The organism is Staphylococcus sp. 11511212, from assembly GCF_011394755.1.
In the GTDB taxonomy this organism is placed as follows: domain Bacteria; phylum Bacillota; class Bacilli; order Staphylococcales; family Staphylococcaceae; genus Staphylococcus; species Staphylococcus chromogenes.
Genome location: NZ_JAANBQ010000002.1, coordinates 33,954 through 49,544, shown reverse-complemented (window position 1 = coordinate 49,544; position 15,591 = coordinate 33,954). Strand labels below are relative to the sequence as shown.

The 15,591-nt window shown below is 36.3% G+C and carries 16 protein-coding genes; 14 read left to right on the top strand and 2 right to left on the bottom strand.

The features are described 5' to 3' along the window. Positions 1 to 198 precede the first annotated feature (198 nt). Positions 199 to 339, bottom strand: coding sequence for a hypothetical protein (locus G8Y84_RS00525; protein ID WP_165806043.1), 141 nt, complete (start codon positions 337 to 339; stop codon positions 199 to 201). A gap of 194 nt (positions 340 to 533) precedes the next feature. On the opposite strand from G8Y84_RS00525, the gene G8Y84_RS00520 reads away from it, so the two are divergent. Next, positions 534 to 1,613: an aldo/keto reductase gene (locus G8Y84_RS00520; protein WP_107366686.1), complete on the top strand. Its 1,080-nt coding sequence runs from the start codon at positions 534 to 536 to the stop codon at positions 1,611 to 1,613. Positions 1,614 to 1,761: 148 nt separating this feature from the next. Here G8Y84_RS00520 and G8Y84_RS00515 read toward each other — a convergent pair whose 3' ends face one another. Further along, positions 1,762 to 2,739, bottom strand: coding sequence for a tRNA dihydrouridine synthase (locus G8Y84_RS00515; protein ID WP_210433432.1), 978 nt, complete (start codon positions 2,737 to 2,739; stop codon positions 1,762 to 1,764). A 217-nt stretch (positions 2,740 to 2,956) separates the two neighbouring features. Here G8Y84_RS00515 and G8Y84_RS00510 point away from each other — a divergent pair, with 217 nt between their 5' ends. The 13 genes from G8Y84_RS00510 to nagA all read left to right on the top strand — a co-directional run bounded on the left by G8Y84_RS00510 (position 2,957) and on the right by nagA (position 15,315). Beyond that, entirely contained in the window at positions 2,957 to 3,652 is a 696-nt protein-coding gene (locus G8Y84_RS00510) for a DUF969 domain-containing protein (RefSeq protein WP_107378396.1), read from the top strand. Continuing rightward, positions 3,645 to 4,571, top strand: coding sequence for a DUF979 domain-containing protein (locus G8Y84_RS00505; protein ID WP_105963050.1), 927 nt, complete (start codon positions 3,645 to 3,647; stop codon positions 4,569 to 4,571). The genes G8Y84_RS00510 and G8Y84_RS00505 overlap by 8 nt, the downstream gene beginning before the upstream one ends. 15 nt (positions 4,572 to 4,586) lie before the next feature. Then, positions 4,587 to 5,228 (top strand): pyroglutamyl-peptidase I, encoded by a 642-nt coding sequence (pcp, locus tag G8Y84_RS00500; RefSeq protein WP_165806042.1) that lies wholly within the window; start codon positions 4,587 to 4,589, stop codon positions 5,226 to 5,228. A gap of 577 nt (positions 5,229 to 5,805) precedes the next feature. After that, entirely contained in the window at positions 5,806 to 5,964 is a 159-nt protein-coding gene (locus G8Y84_RS11545) for a type A2 lanthipeptide (RefSeq protein WP_107366565.1), read from the top strand. A gap of 768 nt (positions 5,965 to 6,732) precedes the next feature. Next, positions 6,733 to 7,446, top strand: coding sequence for a GntR family transcriptional regulator (locus tag G8Y84_RS00490; protein ID WP_103159408.1), 714 nt, complete (start codon positions 6,733 to 6,735; stop codon positions 7,444 to 7,446). A 27-nt stretch (positions 7,447 to 7,473) separates the two neighbouring features. Next, the gene (locus G8Y84_RS00485) at positions 7,474 to 8,592 is read left to right on the top strand and encodes an SIS domain-containing protein (protein WP_107366567.1); all 1,119 of its coding nucleotides are present in this window, start codon (positions 7,474 to 7,476) and stop codon (positions 8,590 to 8,592) included. A gap of 94 nt (positions 8,593 to 8,686) precedes the next feature. Then, positions 8,687 to 9,631 (top strand): tagatose 1,6-diphosphate aldolase, encoded by a 945-nt coding sequence (locus tag G8Y84_RS00480; protein WP_103159410.1) that lies wholly within the window; start codon positions 8,687 to 8,689, stop codon positions 9,629 to 9,631. 16 nt (positions 9,632 to 9,647) lie between these two features. Continuing rightward, on the top strand, positions 9,648 to 11,414 hold the full coding sequence (locus G8Y84_RS00475) for a glycoside hydrolase family 35 protein (RefSeq protein ID WP_107366568.1): 1,767 nt from the start codon (positions 9,648 to 9,650) through the stop codon (positions 11,412 to 11,414). A 17-nt stretch (positions 11,415 to 11,431) separates the two neighbouring features. Further along, positions 11,432 to 11,911: a PTS sugar transporter subunit IIB gene (locus tag G8Y84_RS00470; protein ID WP_107366569.1), complete on the top strand. Its 480-nt coding sequence runs from the start codon at positions 11,432 to 11,434 to the stop codon at positions 11,909 to 11,911. A gap of 16 nt (positions 11,912 to 11,927) precedes the next feature. Continuing rightward, on the top strand, positions 11,928 to 12,836 hold the full coding sequence (locus tag G8Y84_RS00465; RefSeq protein ID WP_103159413.1) for a PTS mannose/fructose/sorbose/N-acetylgalactosamine transporter subunit IIC: 909 nt from the start codon (positions 11,928 to 11,930) through the stop codon (positions 12,834 to 12,836). After that, complete coding sequence (locus G8Y84_RS00460) at positions 12,823 to 13,722, top strand: PTS system mannose/fructose/sorbose family transporter subunit IID (protein ID WP_165806041.1); 900 nt, start codon at positions 12,823 to 12,825, stop codon at positions 13,720 to 13,722. The genes G8Y84_RS00465 and G8Y84_RS00460 overlap by 14 nt, the downstream gene beginning before the upstream one ends. A 16-nt stretch (positions 13,723 to 13,738) precedes the next feature. Next, complete coding sequence (locus G8Y84_RS00455) at positions 13,739 to 14,134, top strand: PTS sugar transporter subunit IIA (RefSeq protein WP_037576389.1); 396 nt, start codon at positions 13,739 to 13,741, stop codon at positions 14,132 to 14,134. 29 nt (positions 14,135 to 14,163) lie between these two features. Further along, positions 14,164 to 15,315, top strand: coding sequence for an N-acetylglucosamine-6-phosphate deacetylase (gene nagA / locus G8Y84_RS00450; protein WP_037576388.1), 1,152 nt, complete (start codon positions 14,164 to 14,166; stop codon positions 15,313 to 15,315). Positions 15,316 to 15,591 lie beyond the last annotated feature (276 nt).

The window sequence follows — 15,591 nt, the reverse complement described above, 5'->3', positions numbered from 1 at the left end:
AGCAAAATGGAGTAAGTGAAACCCTGTTAATACATCATGAAAGTTAGACTTACCAACTGTCTTATTTCAATGTTGTGACTTTGAAAGGGCAATGATTCATCATGTCACACCATATTTCACTCAGAATTCAAATGAAAAAGACTACTTTCGGTTGAAAGCAGTCTATTATCGTTCATATGAGCATGTTAACTTACTACATTATTTGTTTTCGTCTTTGTTTTCGTCTTTTTTGTCGCCACCGAATTTATCTTTAGCGTATTCTTTACCTTTTTCAATGTACTCATCTTTATGTTCGTTTAAGTGATCTTGCCCTTTCTTCTTAATATCATCAAAGTTCATGGCACTATTCCTCCTTAAAATTAAGTACATTAACATTTTACCCTATGAATAAAGAGTGAAACATATTTATTCACTTCTCCTAAGATGTTTAGTAAGCGTTGAATTTATTTTTTCAATTTATAGAAGTCAACATTTAAGTGACTTTAAAAAGGGAATAATCTCATTAAAGATGACATTCAAGGAGGAAAGTGTTTATGGACTATTCAAAAATGGGGAATTCAGGATTAAGGGTTTCGAAATATGCTTTAGGGTCTGTTCCTTTTTCTGCAACGAACGGTTTTGAAAATGCGGGTGGTGTGTCAGATAAAGACATCGCCTATTTTATAGATTACGCTTTAGATCAGGGCATTAATCAATTTGATACTGCAAATTTATATGCGAAAGGCGATGCAGAACTTGCATTAGGTAAGGGCATTAGACATCACCGAGATGAAATGGTGATCAGTACAAAGACAGGCTTTCCATACAATGACATTACAAATAATGTTGGTGCATCACGCTTAAATATAGAGCGTTCAATTGATCATTCGTTGAAGCGATTAGGTACAGATTACGTGGATTTATATTATGTTCATACGTGGGATGGTCAAGTACCCGTTGAAGAAACTATCCAGGCAATGAATGATTTGATTCGTAAAGGTAAAATTCGCTACTGGGGTGTGTCTAATTACAGTGGTTGGACACTAGCGAAAACGTATACAACTGCAGTGGAAAATAATATGGCACCCCCCATTGCTCAACAAATATACTACACACCTGAGTCTAGAGAAGCGGAGTATGAACTCTTACCTGCAGGAGTAGATTTAGGGGTGGGGAACAGTATTTGGTCACCTTTAGGAGAAGGATTGCTAACTGGTAAAATTACGCGTGAGAAAAAAGGAGAACCGAATACACGTCAAGGTGATGGTTGGGCAGAACCCTATGTGAAAAATCATGAGTTGTTTTATCGTCTCATTGAGTGCGTTCAAGATATTGCTCAAGCGCATAATGCAACCGTCCCTCAAATCATTTTGGCGTGGTTAAGAGAGCGTCCGAATGTTGATTCTATTGTACTAGCAGCTCGTAATCAAGCACAACTAAAAGAGAATATTGCTTCATATCAACTCAAATTAACGAAAGAAGAATATCAAACCATTACAGATTTAACGCAACCCCAACCGATTTATCCTTTATGGCACCGCGCAATGAATTCTGCAGAACGTGGCTCGGATGCTGAAAAAGTATATTTAGAAGAATATAATCGCTTAATGAATCAGAGTGATACGTTGCTTTAATATAGTTAAAGAAAGCAATTTATATTTTAAATAGAGTATCATTTTCGACCTCATAAAGAAGCACGCCTATAAAGTTGTAATTCAACTTTTAGGCGTGTTTTGATGAGATAATCACTATTAAGAGACTTCCTTATGTTTTAATAACTTATTATTGCTCGTTTTCTTCCAGTTGAGCTTCGAATGTATCCAGCAATGCACGTACTTCGTCTGTTGATTGGGTTTGCATAAGTTTGTTTCTTAGTTCACTTGCCCCTTTTATGCCACGTACATAGATTTTAAAGAATCTGTGTAAACTTTTGAATCGTTTCGTTTCATCTTTTGAATACGTATCAAATAACGTTAAATGTAATCTTAATAAGTCTAATAATTCTTTACTTGTATGTTCACGCGGTTCTTTTTCAAAAGCAAAAGGATTATTGAAAATACCTCTACCAATCATGATACCGTCTACACCATATTTGGCAGCCAATTCGAGACCTTTTTGTCTATCAGGAATATCGCCATTTATAGTTAACAAGGTTTGCGGTGCAACCGCGTCGCGCATTGTTTTAATAGCTTCAATTAATTCCCAGTGCGCGTCAACATTACTCATTTCCTTACGTGTTCGGAGGTGAATGGACAAGTTCGCAATGTCTTGTTCAAGAACGTGTTTTAACCATACTTTCCACTCCTCAATTTCATAATAACCGAGGCGTGTTTTAACACTTACGGGTAGCCCCCCTGCTTTAGCGGCTTGTATAATTTCTGCTGCAGTTTCAGGACGTAGAATCAATCCGGATCCTTTGCCGTTTTTAACCACATTGTCTACAGGACAACCCATATTTAAATCAATCCCACTAAAGCCCATCTTGGCCATACCGATACTCATCTCACGAAAATGTTGAGGTTTGTCACCCCAAATATGCGCAACGATGGGTTGCTCATCCTCACTAAATGTTAAGCGGCCTCGAACACTTTGTCTCCCATTAGGATGGCAATAACTATCAGTATTGGTAAATTCAGTGAAAAACACATCTGGTCGTGCGGCTTCACTCACAACATGCCGAAAAACGATGTCTGTGACGTCTTCCATAGGCGCCAAAATAAAAAATGGGCGTGGCAATTCACGCCAAAAATTTGTTTTCATCATATCTTAAATCCTTTATATTATATCTCGACTTTTAATTCATGATGATGTTACCACACTTTAACGACTTAAACAAAAAAGGATTATCGATTATGTATTAGCACTAGAGAAAAAATAGGGTATCAATTTATTTAAGTATAAATAATTTGAATATTTGGAAAATTGAAATATTATTGAAAGTCTTATATTATACTGAAAAAAGGGGAGGTATGACTAAATGGAATGGTTAAAATTGTTAGGTATTATCATCATTGTATTAGGCTTTTATTTCAAATGGGATACGATTGGTACGGTGTTGATCGCGGCGGTTGTCACTGGACTCGTTTCTCAAATGAATTTTATCGAAATCTTAGATACGATTGGCAAAGCGTTTGTAGATAGCCGGATGGTTTCTCTATTTATTTTAACGTTACCAATGGTCGGCACGATTGAAAGATTTGGTCTTAAAACACAAGCAACGCTATTGATTAATAAGGTTCAAGGCATCACGTCAGGCAGTATTATGTCTTTATACCTTTTTATTCGGGAATTGGCAGGACTTGCCTCAATACGTATTGGAGGGCATCCACAGTTTGTAAGACCTTTAATGAATCCAATGGTACAAGCTGCGGCCAAAACGAAATATAAACAGAATTTAAATAGTAAAGATGAAGAAAAACTTAAAGCACATATCTCTGCAATGGAGAATTACGGAAACTTTTTTGGTCAAAATTTATTTGTAGGCTCTTCAGGTGTGTTACTTATTGTATCGACATTTCAGTCTATTGATATTAATGTCTCAGCGGTAGAGATTGTATTATATTCAATTCCAATTGCGATTGCGACGTTATTGATTGGGGTCATACAAAATATTCACTTTGATCGTAAATTAGCACGTAGATATGATGTGAAAGAAGGGTATCCACATGAATGAAATAGTCATTAATCGTATTCTAGAGTTGTTTTACATATTGATTGGATTACAATTTTTTTATACCGCTTGGCGTGTATTTCGTAACCCATCAAACGAAAAGCGTATCGGTACAACATTATTTTGGATAATATTAGGTTTGGCTTTTATCATAGGACCGTATATTCCTAATTGGCTCAACGGTGTGTTTGTACTAACGATGGGGGCTTTAACCATTACTAAAAATGTAAAAATAGGAAAAATTGTTGAGGTTGACCCTGAAATTGAAAAACGTGGTGCTGCTCAATACGGTGTGAAGTTATTTATTCCGGCGATTGCGTTAGCCGTAATTGCGATTATTATTTCTACTTGGACACCACTTGGGGGCGCAGTGGGTATTGGGGCCTCATCTGTAATTGCATTGATTATTGGATATATCGTTTTAAGACCAAAACCTAAAATAGGTTTATACGATAGTGATCGATTAGTTCAACAAATCGGAACGGTTGGCATTTTACCTCAATTCTTAGCAGCATTAGGGATTTTATTTACTGTGAGTGGCGTGGGCGAAACCATTTCTCGTGGAATATCTGGCGTTTTACCTGAGGGGAATGCATTAATTGGCTCAGCTGCATATATAATCGGCATGGTTCTATTTACTATGTTAATGGGGAATGCCTTTGCAGCATTTACGGTAATCACCGTAAGTATAGGTGTTCCGTTTGTTATTGCTATCGGTGGGGACCCAGTGATTGCAGGGGCACTTGCAATGACGGGTGGCTTTTGTGGAACGTTACTGACACCTATGGCTGCGAATTTCAACACTTTGCCTGTCGCATTATTAGAAATGAAAGATGAACTGGGTGTAATTAAAGCACAAATTCCAATGGCAGTGCTATTAATTTTTATACATATTGGATTAATGTATATTTTAGCATTTTAAAAAGGGGGAGTTCATATGAATATTTTAGTTACGGGTTTTGATCCTTTTGGTGGTGAAAAAGTAAACCCTGCATTTGAAGCGGTAAAAGGTTTGCCTTCTGAAATTAAGGGCCATCCCATTGATATATTAGAAATCCCAACTGTCTTTGGTAAGAGTATTGAGGTCATTAAAGAACAATTCAAAACGAAAACATACGATATGGTGATAGCAGTGGGTCAAGCGGGAGGACGATATGAAATGACACCTGAGCGTGTCGCGATTAATATTGATGATGCGCGTATTCCAGATAATGACAATCAACAACCTATTGATCAACCGATTCAAAAAGAAGGGTCAGAGGCATATTTTACGACGTTACCTGTTAAAAGAATGGTGGAAGCAATGAAGAAAGAAGGTGTCCCTGCAAGCCTTTCAAATAGTGCAGGCACATTCGTATGTAATCATATTATGTATCAACTCTTGTATTTAGCGGCAACAAGCTATCCTGGCTTGAAAACCGGATTTATCCATGTGCCTTTTGCTCCAGAACAAGTGATTGAAAAGCCAAACCAGCCCTCTATGTCGATTGAAACGATGACAAAAGGGTTGAAAATTGCGATTCAAACGTGTATTGAAAATGATACAGATATTAAAGCTATATTAGGTACAACACACTAAACTGTAATGTTAGAATAGGATAAATGGTCTGATGACGTTGTTATATCATGATATAAGGGAGATTTTCTTGAAGCGCTTTCTTATATATTCGAGTTATATAGAGCGATGAAGAATTTTAACATCATAAAATTCTTCATCGCTCTATTTATGGAGGTATAAAGAAGTAGACTAACAAATTTTTGGTTAATTAAACTGTATTTAAACTGATTTGCTTCATTTTTCTTTAGAAATTCATCTTATTATGATTGGAAAAATAGCAACACTACTAATGACGAAATAGTAAATAAAGTAGTGATATACTCTATAAACACTTTGAAATAATAGGTATAAAATATAAAATAAAATTTTATAGTATGGTATATAAGTGTTAATGATGAATATGAAGGTTTTTACAATCTTAGCAAGAAGTTAAAGCAATTAAAAAAATTAATATTTTAATAAGTAGTGAACTATTGACTTTTGCACATTAAATTTGCTACATTACACGTAGTTAGTAAAATTATAAGCTATTACTTACAAATTAGAAGCATAATGAGATTTAAATTAGGATTTTTTTAAATGAAAAACAAATGCAGAACTGTTTGTCCAAGATACAACTGAATCTGTGTCTCATAAGGAATTAAAAACATTAGTGGGCGCAGGTGGTATTATTCCAACAGTCACTAAAGATTGTCCTGAAACTATTAGTGGTGTATCTATGAGTGGTTGGACCAAAAGTTGTGAGTTATCTTACTAACTGTAAAAAGGAGCAATTGCGCTCCTTTATTTTTTTAACGAGGATGACCCAATATAGGACAAAAATGCATATATCTATATCTTAATCAGAACGTGGCATTACGTCACTGGACATGATTTTCTTATTGTGGTTATGAAAGGAGATAGATAAATTAAGGGATAGAATGCATAATAGTCACAATGGTATAAGTATGTTGATTTTAAAAAATTTGTACGAAATTATTATTTTAGATAAAGGAAAGAAGTATTTGAAGGATTGTAGGAAGAAGTTATGCATTCAAATTATATTTAGGCCAAAAAATCCACAATATATTCGGACGCATCTCTCTGTAGGCTATCAAATGATGAAACAAGAACATGTGTCGCTATGAATCTCACTAGTAGATAAAAGCACTCAAACAGTTCTTTTTAAAAGAAGGTTGAATGCTTTGGCTAATATTTTCTTGGTGGTCAGTAGTGAATAGATAAGCGTTCTATTAGAAAGCGGAGTCCTTTTTGGGCTTCGCTTTTTATATTATCATTTCAACTTATTGTATTTAATGTTATTCCTATCTTGTTCTGTTAAAAGCATGTAGTAATCCTTGTGTCACTAAACGAGGATTAACATAAACATCTATATTTTTAAAGCGCATCATAATTGTATTGGTATTTTTAAAAATATACTAAGTTTGAAAAAGAATTTAAAATTACATTCTATGTAAGCCTTTACATCTTAAAAAACAGAAGTTATACTATAAGTGGTTATAACCAGTTGGTTGGAGGTGCGGAAGTGGATAAAAAGAATACAGCTTTGTACTTTCGAGTTTATGAATCTATTCGTAAAGGGATAGAATCTGGAACTTACGCAGAAGGGGGTAAATTACCTTCAGAAAGAAAACTTTGCAAAGATTTCGAGGTTAGTCGTATTACAGTGAGAGAAGCGTTAGATCTTTTAGAAAAGGATCATTTTATTAAAAGAGAACATGGTAAAGGCTCGTTTGTATTGGGCAATCAATATACACAGTTTTTAAACAATTTATATAGCTTCAAAGACGAAATAGAAAAAAATGGTGACAAAGCGAGTACGAAAATGCTCAATATTCAAAGTATTGAAGCGTCACCGTTTTTACAAGAAAAAATGGGGCTTAAGAAAGGTGACCGTGTATATGAATTAGAAAGATTGCGTTTATCCAATGATAAGCCACTCATTTATGAGGTGAGTTACCTGCCTGTGGCGCTTTGCGAGGGATTAGATCAATATGATTTTAATCAAGTTTCACTTTATGAAACGTTGAATCAACATTACAACATTCAAATTACGAATGCATATGAAAATTTAGTAGCAAGCAAACTTAGTAAAAAACATGCTGCGCTACTCAATGGTAAAGAAAATGACAGTTCGATGTATATTGAACGTTTGAGTTATGTCGGTAATGCGGTGATTGAATATACCCAAAGTATTACCGGCAGCAATAAATATAAATATACCGTCAAATTGATGTAAAGGTATACCAACAAGGAGGTTATTATTGTGTTAAATCAAACAGATACTTATAAAGAAATTAAGCAACAACCCGAGATGTGGCGTCGTACAGCCGATATCGTTGCTCAAAAAGCAGACAGCTTTAAAGCATTTATCAAACATATCGAAGATGCAAATCAAGGGAAAAAGTTAAAAGTTTTATTCACTGGTGCAGGTTCTAGTGCTTATGTCGGCGATGTGGCACGCATGGCATGTCACTCCGACCTTTTAAAAGCCTTTGAATTTGAGTCTGTGCCGACGACTCATTTCGTGACAAACCCCGAAGTGTACATTCAGGAGGACACGGCTTATTTAATCGTCTCATTTGCACGTTCAGGTAATAGTCCAGAGACAAAAGGAACCGTTGAAATTGCGAATCAACTGACTAAGCATGCGTATCACTTGTATATCACAAACAATAAAGAAGGCTTTTTAGGGGCATCTGAAGAAAATGATCATGTTTTTAAAATCGTCCTTCCTGATGAAACGAATGACAAATCGTTAGCGATGACGTCTAGTTTCTCATCAATGTTATTTGCGGTTTATGTCCTATTTGGCGGAACTTACCACGAGTCATTTTTCGACATTGCGCATGATAATTTTGATTGGATTGAAAAACAAGCAGAAGCAGTCAGTCAATTAGACTATTCAAAGGTCTTTTACGTAGGAACAGGATTAATTGGAGAATTAACTAAAGAAGTGAGTTTGAAATTAAACGAGCTGACATCAGGTCAGATTGAGATCGCTCGAGAAACAACACTTGGGTTTAGACATGGTCCTAAAGCAGGTTTGAGCGAGGATGCCATCTTTATTATGCTACGCAGTAATCATACTTATATTCGTCAATATGAAGTAGACATTATTGAAGAGGTGGACCAAGTAAAAGATAAATATCAAATCGTCGTGCTAGATGCTCAAGAAGAACAGCGTCCTCACACACTCACGTTACCGGAGTCATCCAACCTCAATGATTTAGAGTTAGCGTTACTCTACCTCATGTTTGGCCAATTACTGGCTGCGAAGAAATCGGTAGCTTTAGGCTTAAATCCCGACAATCCAAGTCCTGATGGATTTATTAATCGCGTAGTAAAAGGGGTTACCATCTATCCTTTGGAAACAGCGGACTAAACCTACACTTTTAACCCATCAGTAGACCTTACTAATAATATTGAATCGTTAAAAGTTGAAAAATAAAACTGAGGTAGAAGGGGAGCGGTTGTAATTGAAAACAAAAGATTTAAGTAAATTAGTAGATAAAAACGGAATTTATGCCGCAGTCGCAGTAGACCAACGCGGAGCATTAATGAACCTTTTAGGTGATAAGGGAACCACTGAGAATTTGACGGTGTTTAAAAAACTTGTCGCTGAAACATTGACTCCAGAAGGGTCAAGCTTTCTAGTGGATCCAGAGTTTGGGACAGAGGCGATAAAGGAAAATGATGCGCATTCTGGTTTGATTTTAGCTTATGAACAAACGGGATATCTCAAAGAACAACCTGGGCGCTTACCACGACTCATTGAAAATCAAAGTGTAAGACGTTTAGTACAAATGGGTGCCGATGCTATCAAGTTTTTACTTTATTACGATGTGGATGAATCAGAAGAAATTAACCAAAAGAAACAAGCGATGATAGAGCGTGTGGGTTCAGAGTGTAAAGCAGAAAACGTACCATTTTTGTTAGAGATTTTAACTTATGACGACACTATAGGTGACGAAAAAGGTGAAGCTTTTGCTAAAGTAAAACCGCACAAAGTCAACCAAGCGATGAAATTGTTTAGTGAGCCACGCTTTGGGGTGGATACATTAAAAGTCGAAATACCTGTAAATATGAACTTTGTTGAAGGGTTTGGTTCAAAAGTCATAATGACGCAAGAGGAAGCCGCCCAAGCCTTTAAAGCGCAAAGTGAGGCGACCGACCTGCCTTATATTTATTTAAGCGCTGGGGTGACTGCACAGCTATTCAATGATTCGCTTGTATTTGCATCTGAACATGGTGCTCGTTTTAATGGCGTTCTATGTGGGCGTGCAACTTGGAAAGGTGCCACAGAGGTATTAATGAACGATGGAGAACAAGCAGCACAGGAATGGTTAAAGAATGAGGGCTTACAAAATCTTATCGCCCTTAATCAAGTGAATCAGCGCACGGCAACGCCTATTCCTGAATAGTATAGGAGGTTATTCCATGAGTCGATTTAAAATTGAAAAGGACTTTTTTTTAGACGATAAGCCTTTCAAAATATTATCTGGAACAATTCATTATTTTAGAATGCCTAAAGAGGATTGGGCTCATTCTCTTTATAATTTAAAGGCACTCGGATTTAATACAGTTGAAACGTATGTCCCTTGGAATTTTCACGAGATGATTGAAGGAGAATATGATTTTACGGGTCATAAAGATGTAGGACTTTTCTTAAAAACAGCACATGATTTAGGTTTATATGCCATTGTAAGGCCGTCCCCTTTCATCTGTGCAGAATGGGAATTTGGAGGTTTACCCGCATGGCTATTGAATGATAGAAATATGAGAATTCGCTCACGTGACCCTAAATTTTTAGAAAAAGTAGAAAAATACTTTCATGAGCTGTTTAAAATTTTAACGCCCTTACAAATCGATAACGGTGGTCCCATCATTATGATGCAAATTGAAAATGAATATGGTTCATTTGGTGAAGATGCAGAATATTTACGTGCCATTCAAGACATGATGATAAATGAAGGCGTTGTGGTGCCTTTTGTGACGTCAGATGGTGCATGGGCGCAATGTTTACGTGCCGGAAGCATGATTAAAGATAATGTTTTACCCACTGGTAATTTTGGCTCTCGCACCCAACAAAATTTTGAAAATTTGAAAGCCTTTCATCAAGAATATGGCAAAACATGGCCGTTAATGTGTATGGAATTTTGGGATGGTTGGTTCAATCGCTGGGGAGAAGACATTATTAAACGAGATGGTCAAGATTTGGCAAATGAAGTGCAAACGGCCATTGAAATGGGTTCAGTAAATTTGTATATGTTTCACGGAGGTACCAATTTTGGTTTTTGGAACGGATGTTCAGCACGTGGAACGAAAGATTTACCTCAAGTGACCTCATACGATTATGATGCGCCTTTAGATGAAGCAGGTAACCCGAATGATAAATATTTTGCCTTACAAAAAATGCTGAAAAAATCGCTACCGTCCATTGAACAATTTGAGCCGAAAATCAAAACGTTCATGGAAGTTAAAAATATTCAATTAGCTGGTAAGGTAAGTTTATTTGAAATTTTAGAGGACATTTCCCATAAAACGCTTCATTTTTATCCGCAAACGATGGAAGAAGCGGGCACAGGATATGGATATATGTTGTATAGAACCACTATTAAAAAAGAAACAGATAAAGAAAAATTCCGTATCGTTGATGCTAGAGACCGTGTTCATTTTTACGTGAATCAGCAACTGGAATATCAGGCCTACCAAGAAGAGATAGGAGATCAGTTTGAAGTCGCATTGGAAGATGATGCTACGATAGATATTTTAGTTGAAAATATGGGACGCGTGAATTATGGCTACAAATTGCTAGCAGCGACGCAACGCAAAGGACTAGGCCAAGGTTTAATGCAAGATTTGCATTTTGTTCAGAACTGGGAACACTATGATATTCATTTTGAGTTACTTAAGGAAGAACATTTTGAAAATGCATGGCATGCCAATCATCCTGCTTTTTATAAGTATGTGTTTGATGTTGAGCATCCTGAAAATACACATATCGATATGCGTCAATTTGGAAAAGGAATCGTATTAGTAAATGGATTTAACATTGGCCGTTATTGGAATATAGGGCCGACGCAGTCTTTATATATTTCAAAAGCTTTATTAAAAGAAGGAAAAAACGAGATCATTATTTTTGATACAGAAGGAAAATTTAGTGAATCTATAAATTTATTGAAAAAAGCACAGTTTTCAAATTAAAAAAGGAGAGATGTAATATGGCAATTATTGCAAATAGAATTGACGGAAGACTGATTCATGGACAAGTCGCAAACTTATGGGCAACCAAATTAAATATTAGTCGTTTTATGGTCATTGATAATGAAGTCGCACAAAGTGATATTGATAAACAAGCGCTTAAATTAGCGACTCCCGCTGGGATTAAATTAAGTGTATTACCTATAGAAAAAGCGGCTCAAAATATTATAAATGGTAAATACGATTCACAACGTGTGATGATTATTGCGAAACGCCCAGATCGATTTGTCGAACTTGTACGTCACGGTGTGAAAATAGAGGAACTCAATGTCGGCAACATGTCCCAAACGAATGAAACACGCTCAATCACAAATTCAATCAACGTAATGGACGAAGATATTGAAAACTTTCAAAAATTAAAAGATGAAGGTGTAAAAATTATTTCTCAAATGGTACCAAACGACAAAGTTGTAGATTTTATGACATTAATTAAAGAGTAAATAGGGGGTGTTTGCTATGGAAATTATGTGGTGGCAGATACTATTATTAACAATTTATGCAGGTTATCAAATTCTTGATGATTTACAATTCAACATTTTTGGACATCCTGTGTTTGCAGGGATTGTCTCAGGTTTAATCATGGGGGACATTACGACTGGACTTATCATTGGTGGTGGGATGCAGTTAACTATCTTAGGTGTAGGTACCTTTGGCGGTGCGTCTCGTATTGATGCAAACTCTGGAACAGTGTTAGCTGTAGCGTTTTCTGTAGCGTTAGGGATGAATCCACAACAAGCACTTGCAACATTAGCGGTGCCTGTGGCCAGTTTAATGATTCAAACAGATATTCTTGCGCGATTCACAAATACATTTTTTGCGCATCGTATTGATGCAAAAATTGAGCAAATGGATTACAAAGGGATTGAACGTAACTTCTTATATGGTGCAATTCCATGGGCTTTATCTCGTGCGATCCCTGTATGTTTAGCGCTTGTATTCGGTGGCGGCGTGGTGAAAAGCATTGTGAATTATTTAAATGGAGATTTAAAATGGCTTGGAGATGGCTTAACAGTCGCTGGCGCACTATTACCGGCAGTAGGTTTTGCAATTTTACTTCGTTACTTACCATTAAAAAAACATTATCCATATTTTATTTTTGGATTTATTATTACAGCAATTATGGTGACGCTATTTGATGGCATGTCAGGACTCGGTACTGCGGTGGCAGGATTAGATAAAAAGTTTGATATGACGTTCTCATCATTACCTATGCTTGCAATTGCTGCAATTGGCTTTGCTTTTGCGGCTTTAGAATATAAACGCTCATCTACACCAAGAGCGGTATCAGCAACTTCTAATAGCCAGAATAATCAAAATAGTGAAAATGTTGAGGGTGAAGGAGAGATTGATGATGACGAACTATGATCAAAATAAAATCAATATATCTGATACTGCTGACACTAAGAACATGAAAAATACAGATAAGCTAACGGGGACACCTCCAAAAACACCTTATCAACTCACTGACAAAGACTTTAGACAAATCAATATTAGAAGTTTATTCTTCTATCAGTTGGGTTGGAACTATGAACGTATGCAAGGTTCGGGTTATTTGTACACAATTTTACCGCAACTACGTAAAATTTATGGCGATGATACTCCTGAACTTAAAGAAATGATGCAAACACATACGCAATTTTTCAACACAAGTAACTTCTTCAATACGATTATTACAGGTATTGATATTGCAATGGAAGAAAAAGAGCAATTTGCGGCAAAAGAATCAATCAAAGGGATCAAAGTAGGTCTGATGGGACCGTTTGCGGCAGTCGGTGATGCCATTTTCGCCTCTTTAATTCCTACAATTTTTGGGGCAATCGCTGCAAATATGGCTCAAGATGGCAATCCGTTTGGTGCGTTGTTATGGTTTGTGGCTACTTTGGCGATTATCGTTTTCAGATGGAAACAATTGAAGTTTGCCTATAAGGAAGGGATTTCGTTAGTGACAACCATGCAACATCGACTTGAAGCCTTAACCAATGCAGCCACTTTATTAGGTGTATTTATGGTAGGCGCATTAGTAGCTACAATGATACGTGCTAAATTTGCATGGGCACCTAAAATTGGTGATTTAACGATTAATATTCAAAATAATGCAGATATGATATTACCACGTTTATTACCCCTGATTATTGTTTTTGCAATTTATTGGTTGCTAGGTCGAAAAAATATGAACTCTACTAAAGCCATATTTATCGTGATTATTGTTTCTATTATTTTATCTGCATTAGGCGTTATTACAAATATTTAAAAAGGATGGGTAGATTATGGAAAAATTGATTTTAGTCAGTCACGGCTCATTTTGTGAAGGCATCAAAGACAGCGTTGAAATGATACTCGGTCCTCAAGAAAATATATATACGGTAGCCTTAACACCTGAACAAGGACAAGAAGATTTTGAAAGCCATTTTAAAGCTCTTGTTCATGAGGGAGATGACATCGTCGTCTTTGCAGATTTACAAGGAGGCACACCAGCGAATACAGTCTCAAAGATGATTATGCAAGGAGAACATTATCAACTTTACACGGGTATGAACTTACCTATGATTATTAGCTATATTAATGCGCAAATGATTGGCCAAGAAGAAGACTATGCACAAAAAGCAAAAGATGGGATAATTCATATTAATGATTTATTAACTTCTGACGATGAGGATGAATAAAGAAAATATTTAAGAAAAGAAGGTATACTATGTCTTATGCAATCGTGAATGGCTCAATCTACACGGAAACAGGTCGAATTCCTAAAGGATATCTCATTATTGAAAATGACACGATTAAAGAAATTAAAGAAGGGCCTTATACAGGTGACTTAGAAACAATTGATGCAGAGGGGCAACATATACTTCCTGGATTTATAGACATACACATTCATGGAGGATATGGTGAAGATGCGATGGATGCTTCCTATACAGGACTGCAACACTTAGCCTCTCAGTTGTTATCAGAGGGAACGACCTCCTTTCTTGCCACAACAATGACGCAATCGACTCAAGCGATTGAGCGCGCGCTAAAAAATATTGTTAAAGTGCAACAGGACCAAAAAGGGATAGAAGCGGCTGACATTATTGGTGTCCATTTAGAAGGCCCCTTCATTTCTGAACATAAAATAGGCGCACAAAACCCTAAATTTATTCAGAGACCCACGCCAGATCAATTACAACATTTACAAAATGTAGCCCAGGGTCAAATTAAAATTGTGACCATTGCACCTGAAGTTGAAGGGGCTGAAGAAACAATTAAAGCCATGAAAAATGACGTTATTTTTTCAATGGGGCATTCAGAGGTCACATTCGATCAAGCCAACCATGCTTCTGAAATAGGGGTTAAACATGTCACACATCTTTATAATGCCGGAACACCTTTTGTCCATCGTGATCCTGGAATGTTCGGCGCAGCATGGTTAAACCCAAATATCAATTGCGAAATCATCGGCGATGGCGTACATTCCCATCCAGCGTCAGTAAAAATTGCCTATAAACAAAAAGGGGCAGACCATCTCTACTTAATTACTGATGCAATGCGTGCGAAAGGTATGCCAGACGGTTGTTACGACCTTGGCGGACAAGATGTGATTGTGAAAGACAATGAAGCGCATTTAAAAACCGGTTCATTAGCAGGAAGTATTTTAAAAATGAACGAAGGCTTAAGAAATTTAATGGCATTTACTGAAGACTCCTTAGAAACGCTTTGGAGATGTACAAGCTTCAATCAAGCACAAGTATTAGGTATTGATGACCAAAAAGGCAGTATTAAAGAAGGTAAACTTGCCGACCTTGTGATACTTGATGAGCACATGGATGTGAAACAAACCATAAAAAGTGGTTGCGTTCATCAATTTTAAAAACTATATAAATCCCTTTAAGTGTTGATATTAATGGCACTTAAAGGGATTTTTTCATTTTTACTAACATCAAGAGAGGAGAACCAAAGCCTGATTAAATTAAAAGATTTTAAAAATACCAGAAGAGGCGAATGTGAACACGCCATTTCAATAGCATTTGCACCAGAAAATAAACCCATTAAAACGCTCTCATAATTGTTGAGCTTTTTCATAAAAACACTTATGATATAAACGTATAAGACAATAATTAATTGTTCTAATTTTATACAATATACA

Coding starts and splice junctions, on each gene's coding strand:
- G8Y84_RS00525 (WP_165806043.1), bottom strand. CDS start 339: ATGAACTTTGATGATATTAAGAAGAAAGGGCAAGATCACTTAAACGAA.
- G8Y84_RS00520 (WP_107366686.1), top strand. CDS start 534: ATGGACTATTCAAAAATGGGGAATTCAGGATTAAGGGTTTCGAAATAT.
- G8Y84_RS00515 (WP_210433432.1), bottom strand. CDS start 2,739: ATGAAAACAAATTTTTGGCGTGAATTGCCACGCCCATTTTTTATTTTG.
- G8Y84_RS00510 (WP_107378396.1), top strand. CDS start 2,957: ATGGAATGGTTAAAATTGTTAGGTATTATCATCATTGTATTAGGCTTT.
- G8Y84_RS00505 (WP_105963050.1), top strand. CDS start 3,645: ATGAATGAAATAGTCATTAATCGTATTCTAGAGTTGTTTTACATATTG.
- pcp (WP_165806042.1), top strand. CDS start 4,587: ATGAATATTTTAGTTACGGGTTTTGATCCTTTTGGTGGTGAAAAAGTA.
- G8Y84_RS00475 (WP_107366568.1), top strand. CDS start 9,648: ATGAGTCGATTTAAAATTGAAAAGGACTTTTTTTTAGACGATAAGCCT.
- G8Y84_RS00470 (WP_107366569.1), top strand. CDS start 11,432: ATGGCAATTATTGCAAATAGAATTGACGGAAGACTGATTCATGGACAA.
- G8Y84_RS00465 (WP_103159413.1), top strand. CDS start 11,928: ATGGAAATTATGTGGTGGCAGATACTATTATTAACAATTTATGCAGGT.
- G8Y84_RS00460 (WP_165806041.1), top strand. CDS start 12,823: ATGACGAACTATGATCAAAATAAAATCAATATATCTGATACTGCTGAC.
- G8Y84_RS00455 (WP_037576389.1), top strand. CDS start 13,739: ATGGAAAAATTGATTTTAGTCAGTCACGGCTCATTTTGTGAAGGCATC.
- nagA (WP_037576388.1), top strand. CDS start 14,164: ATGTCTTATGCAATCGTGAATGGCTCAATCTACACGGAAACAGGTCGA.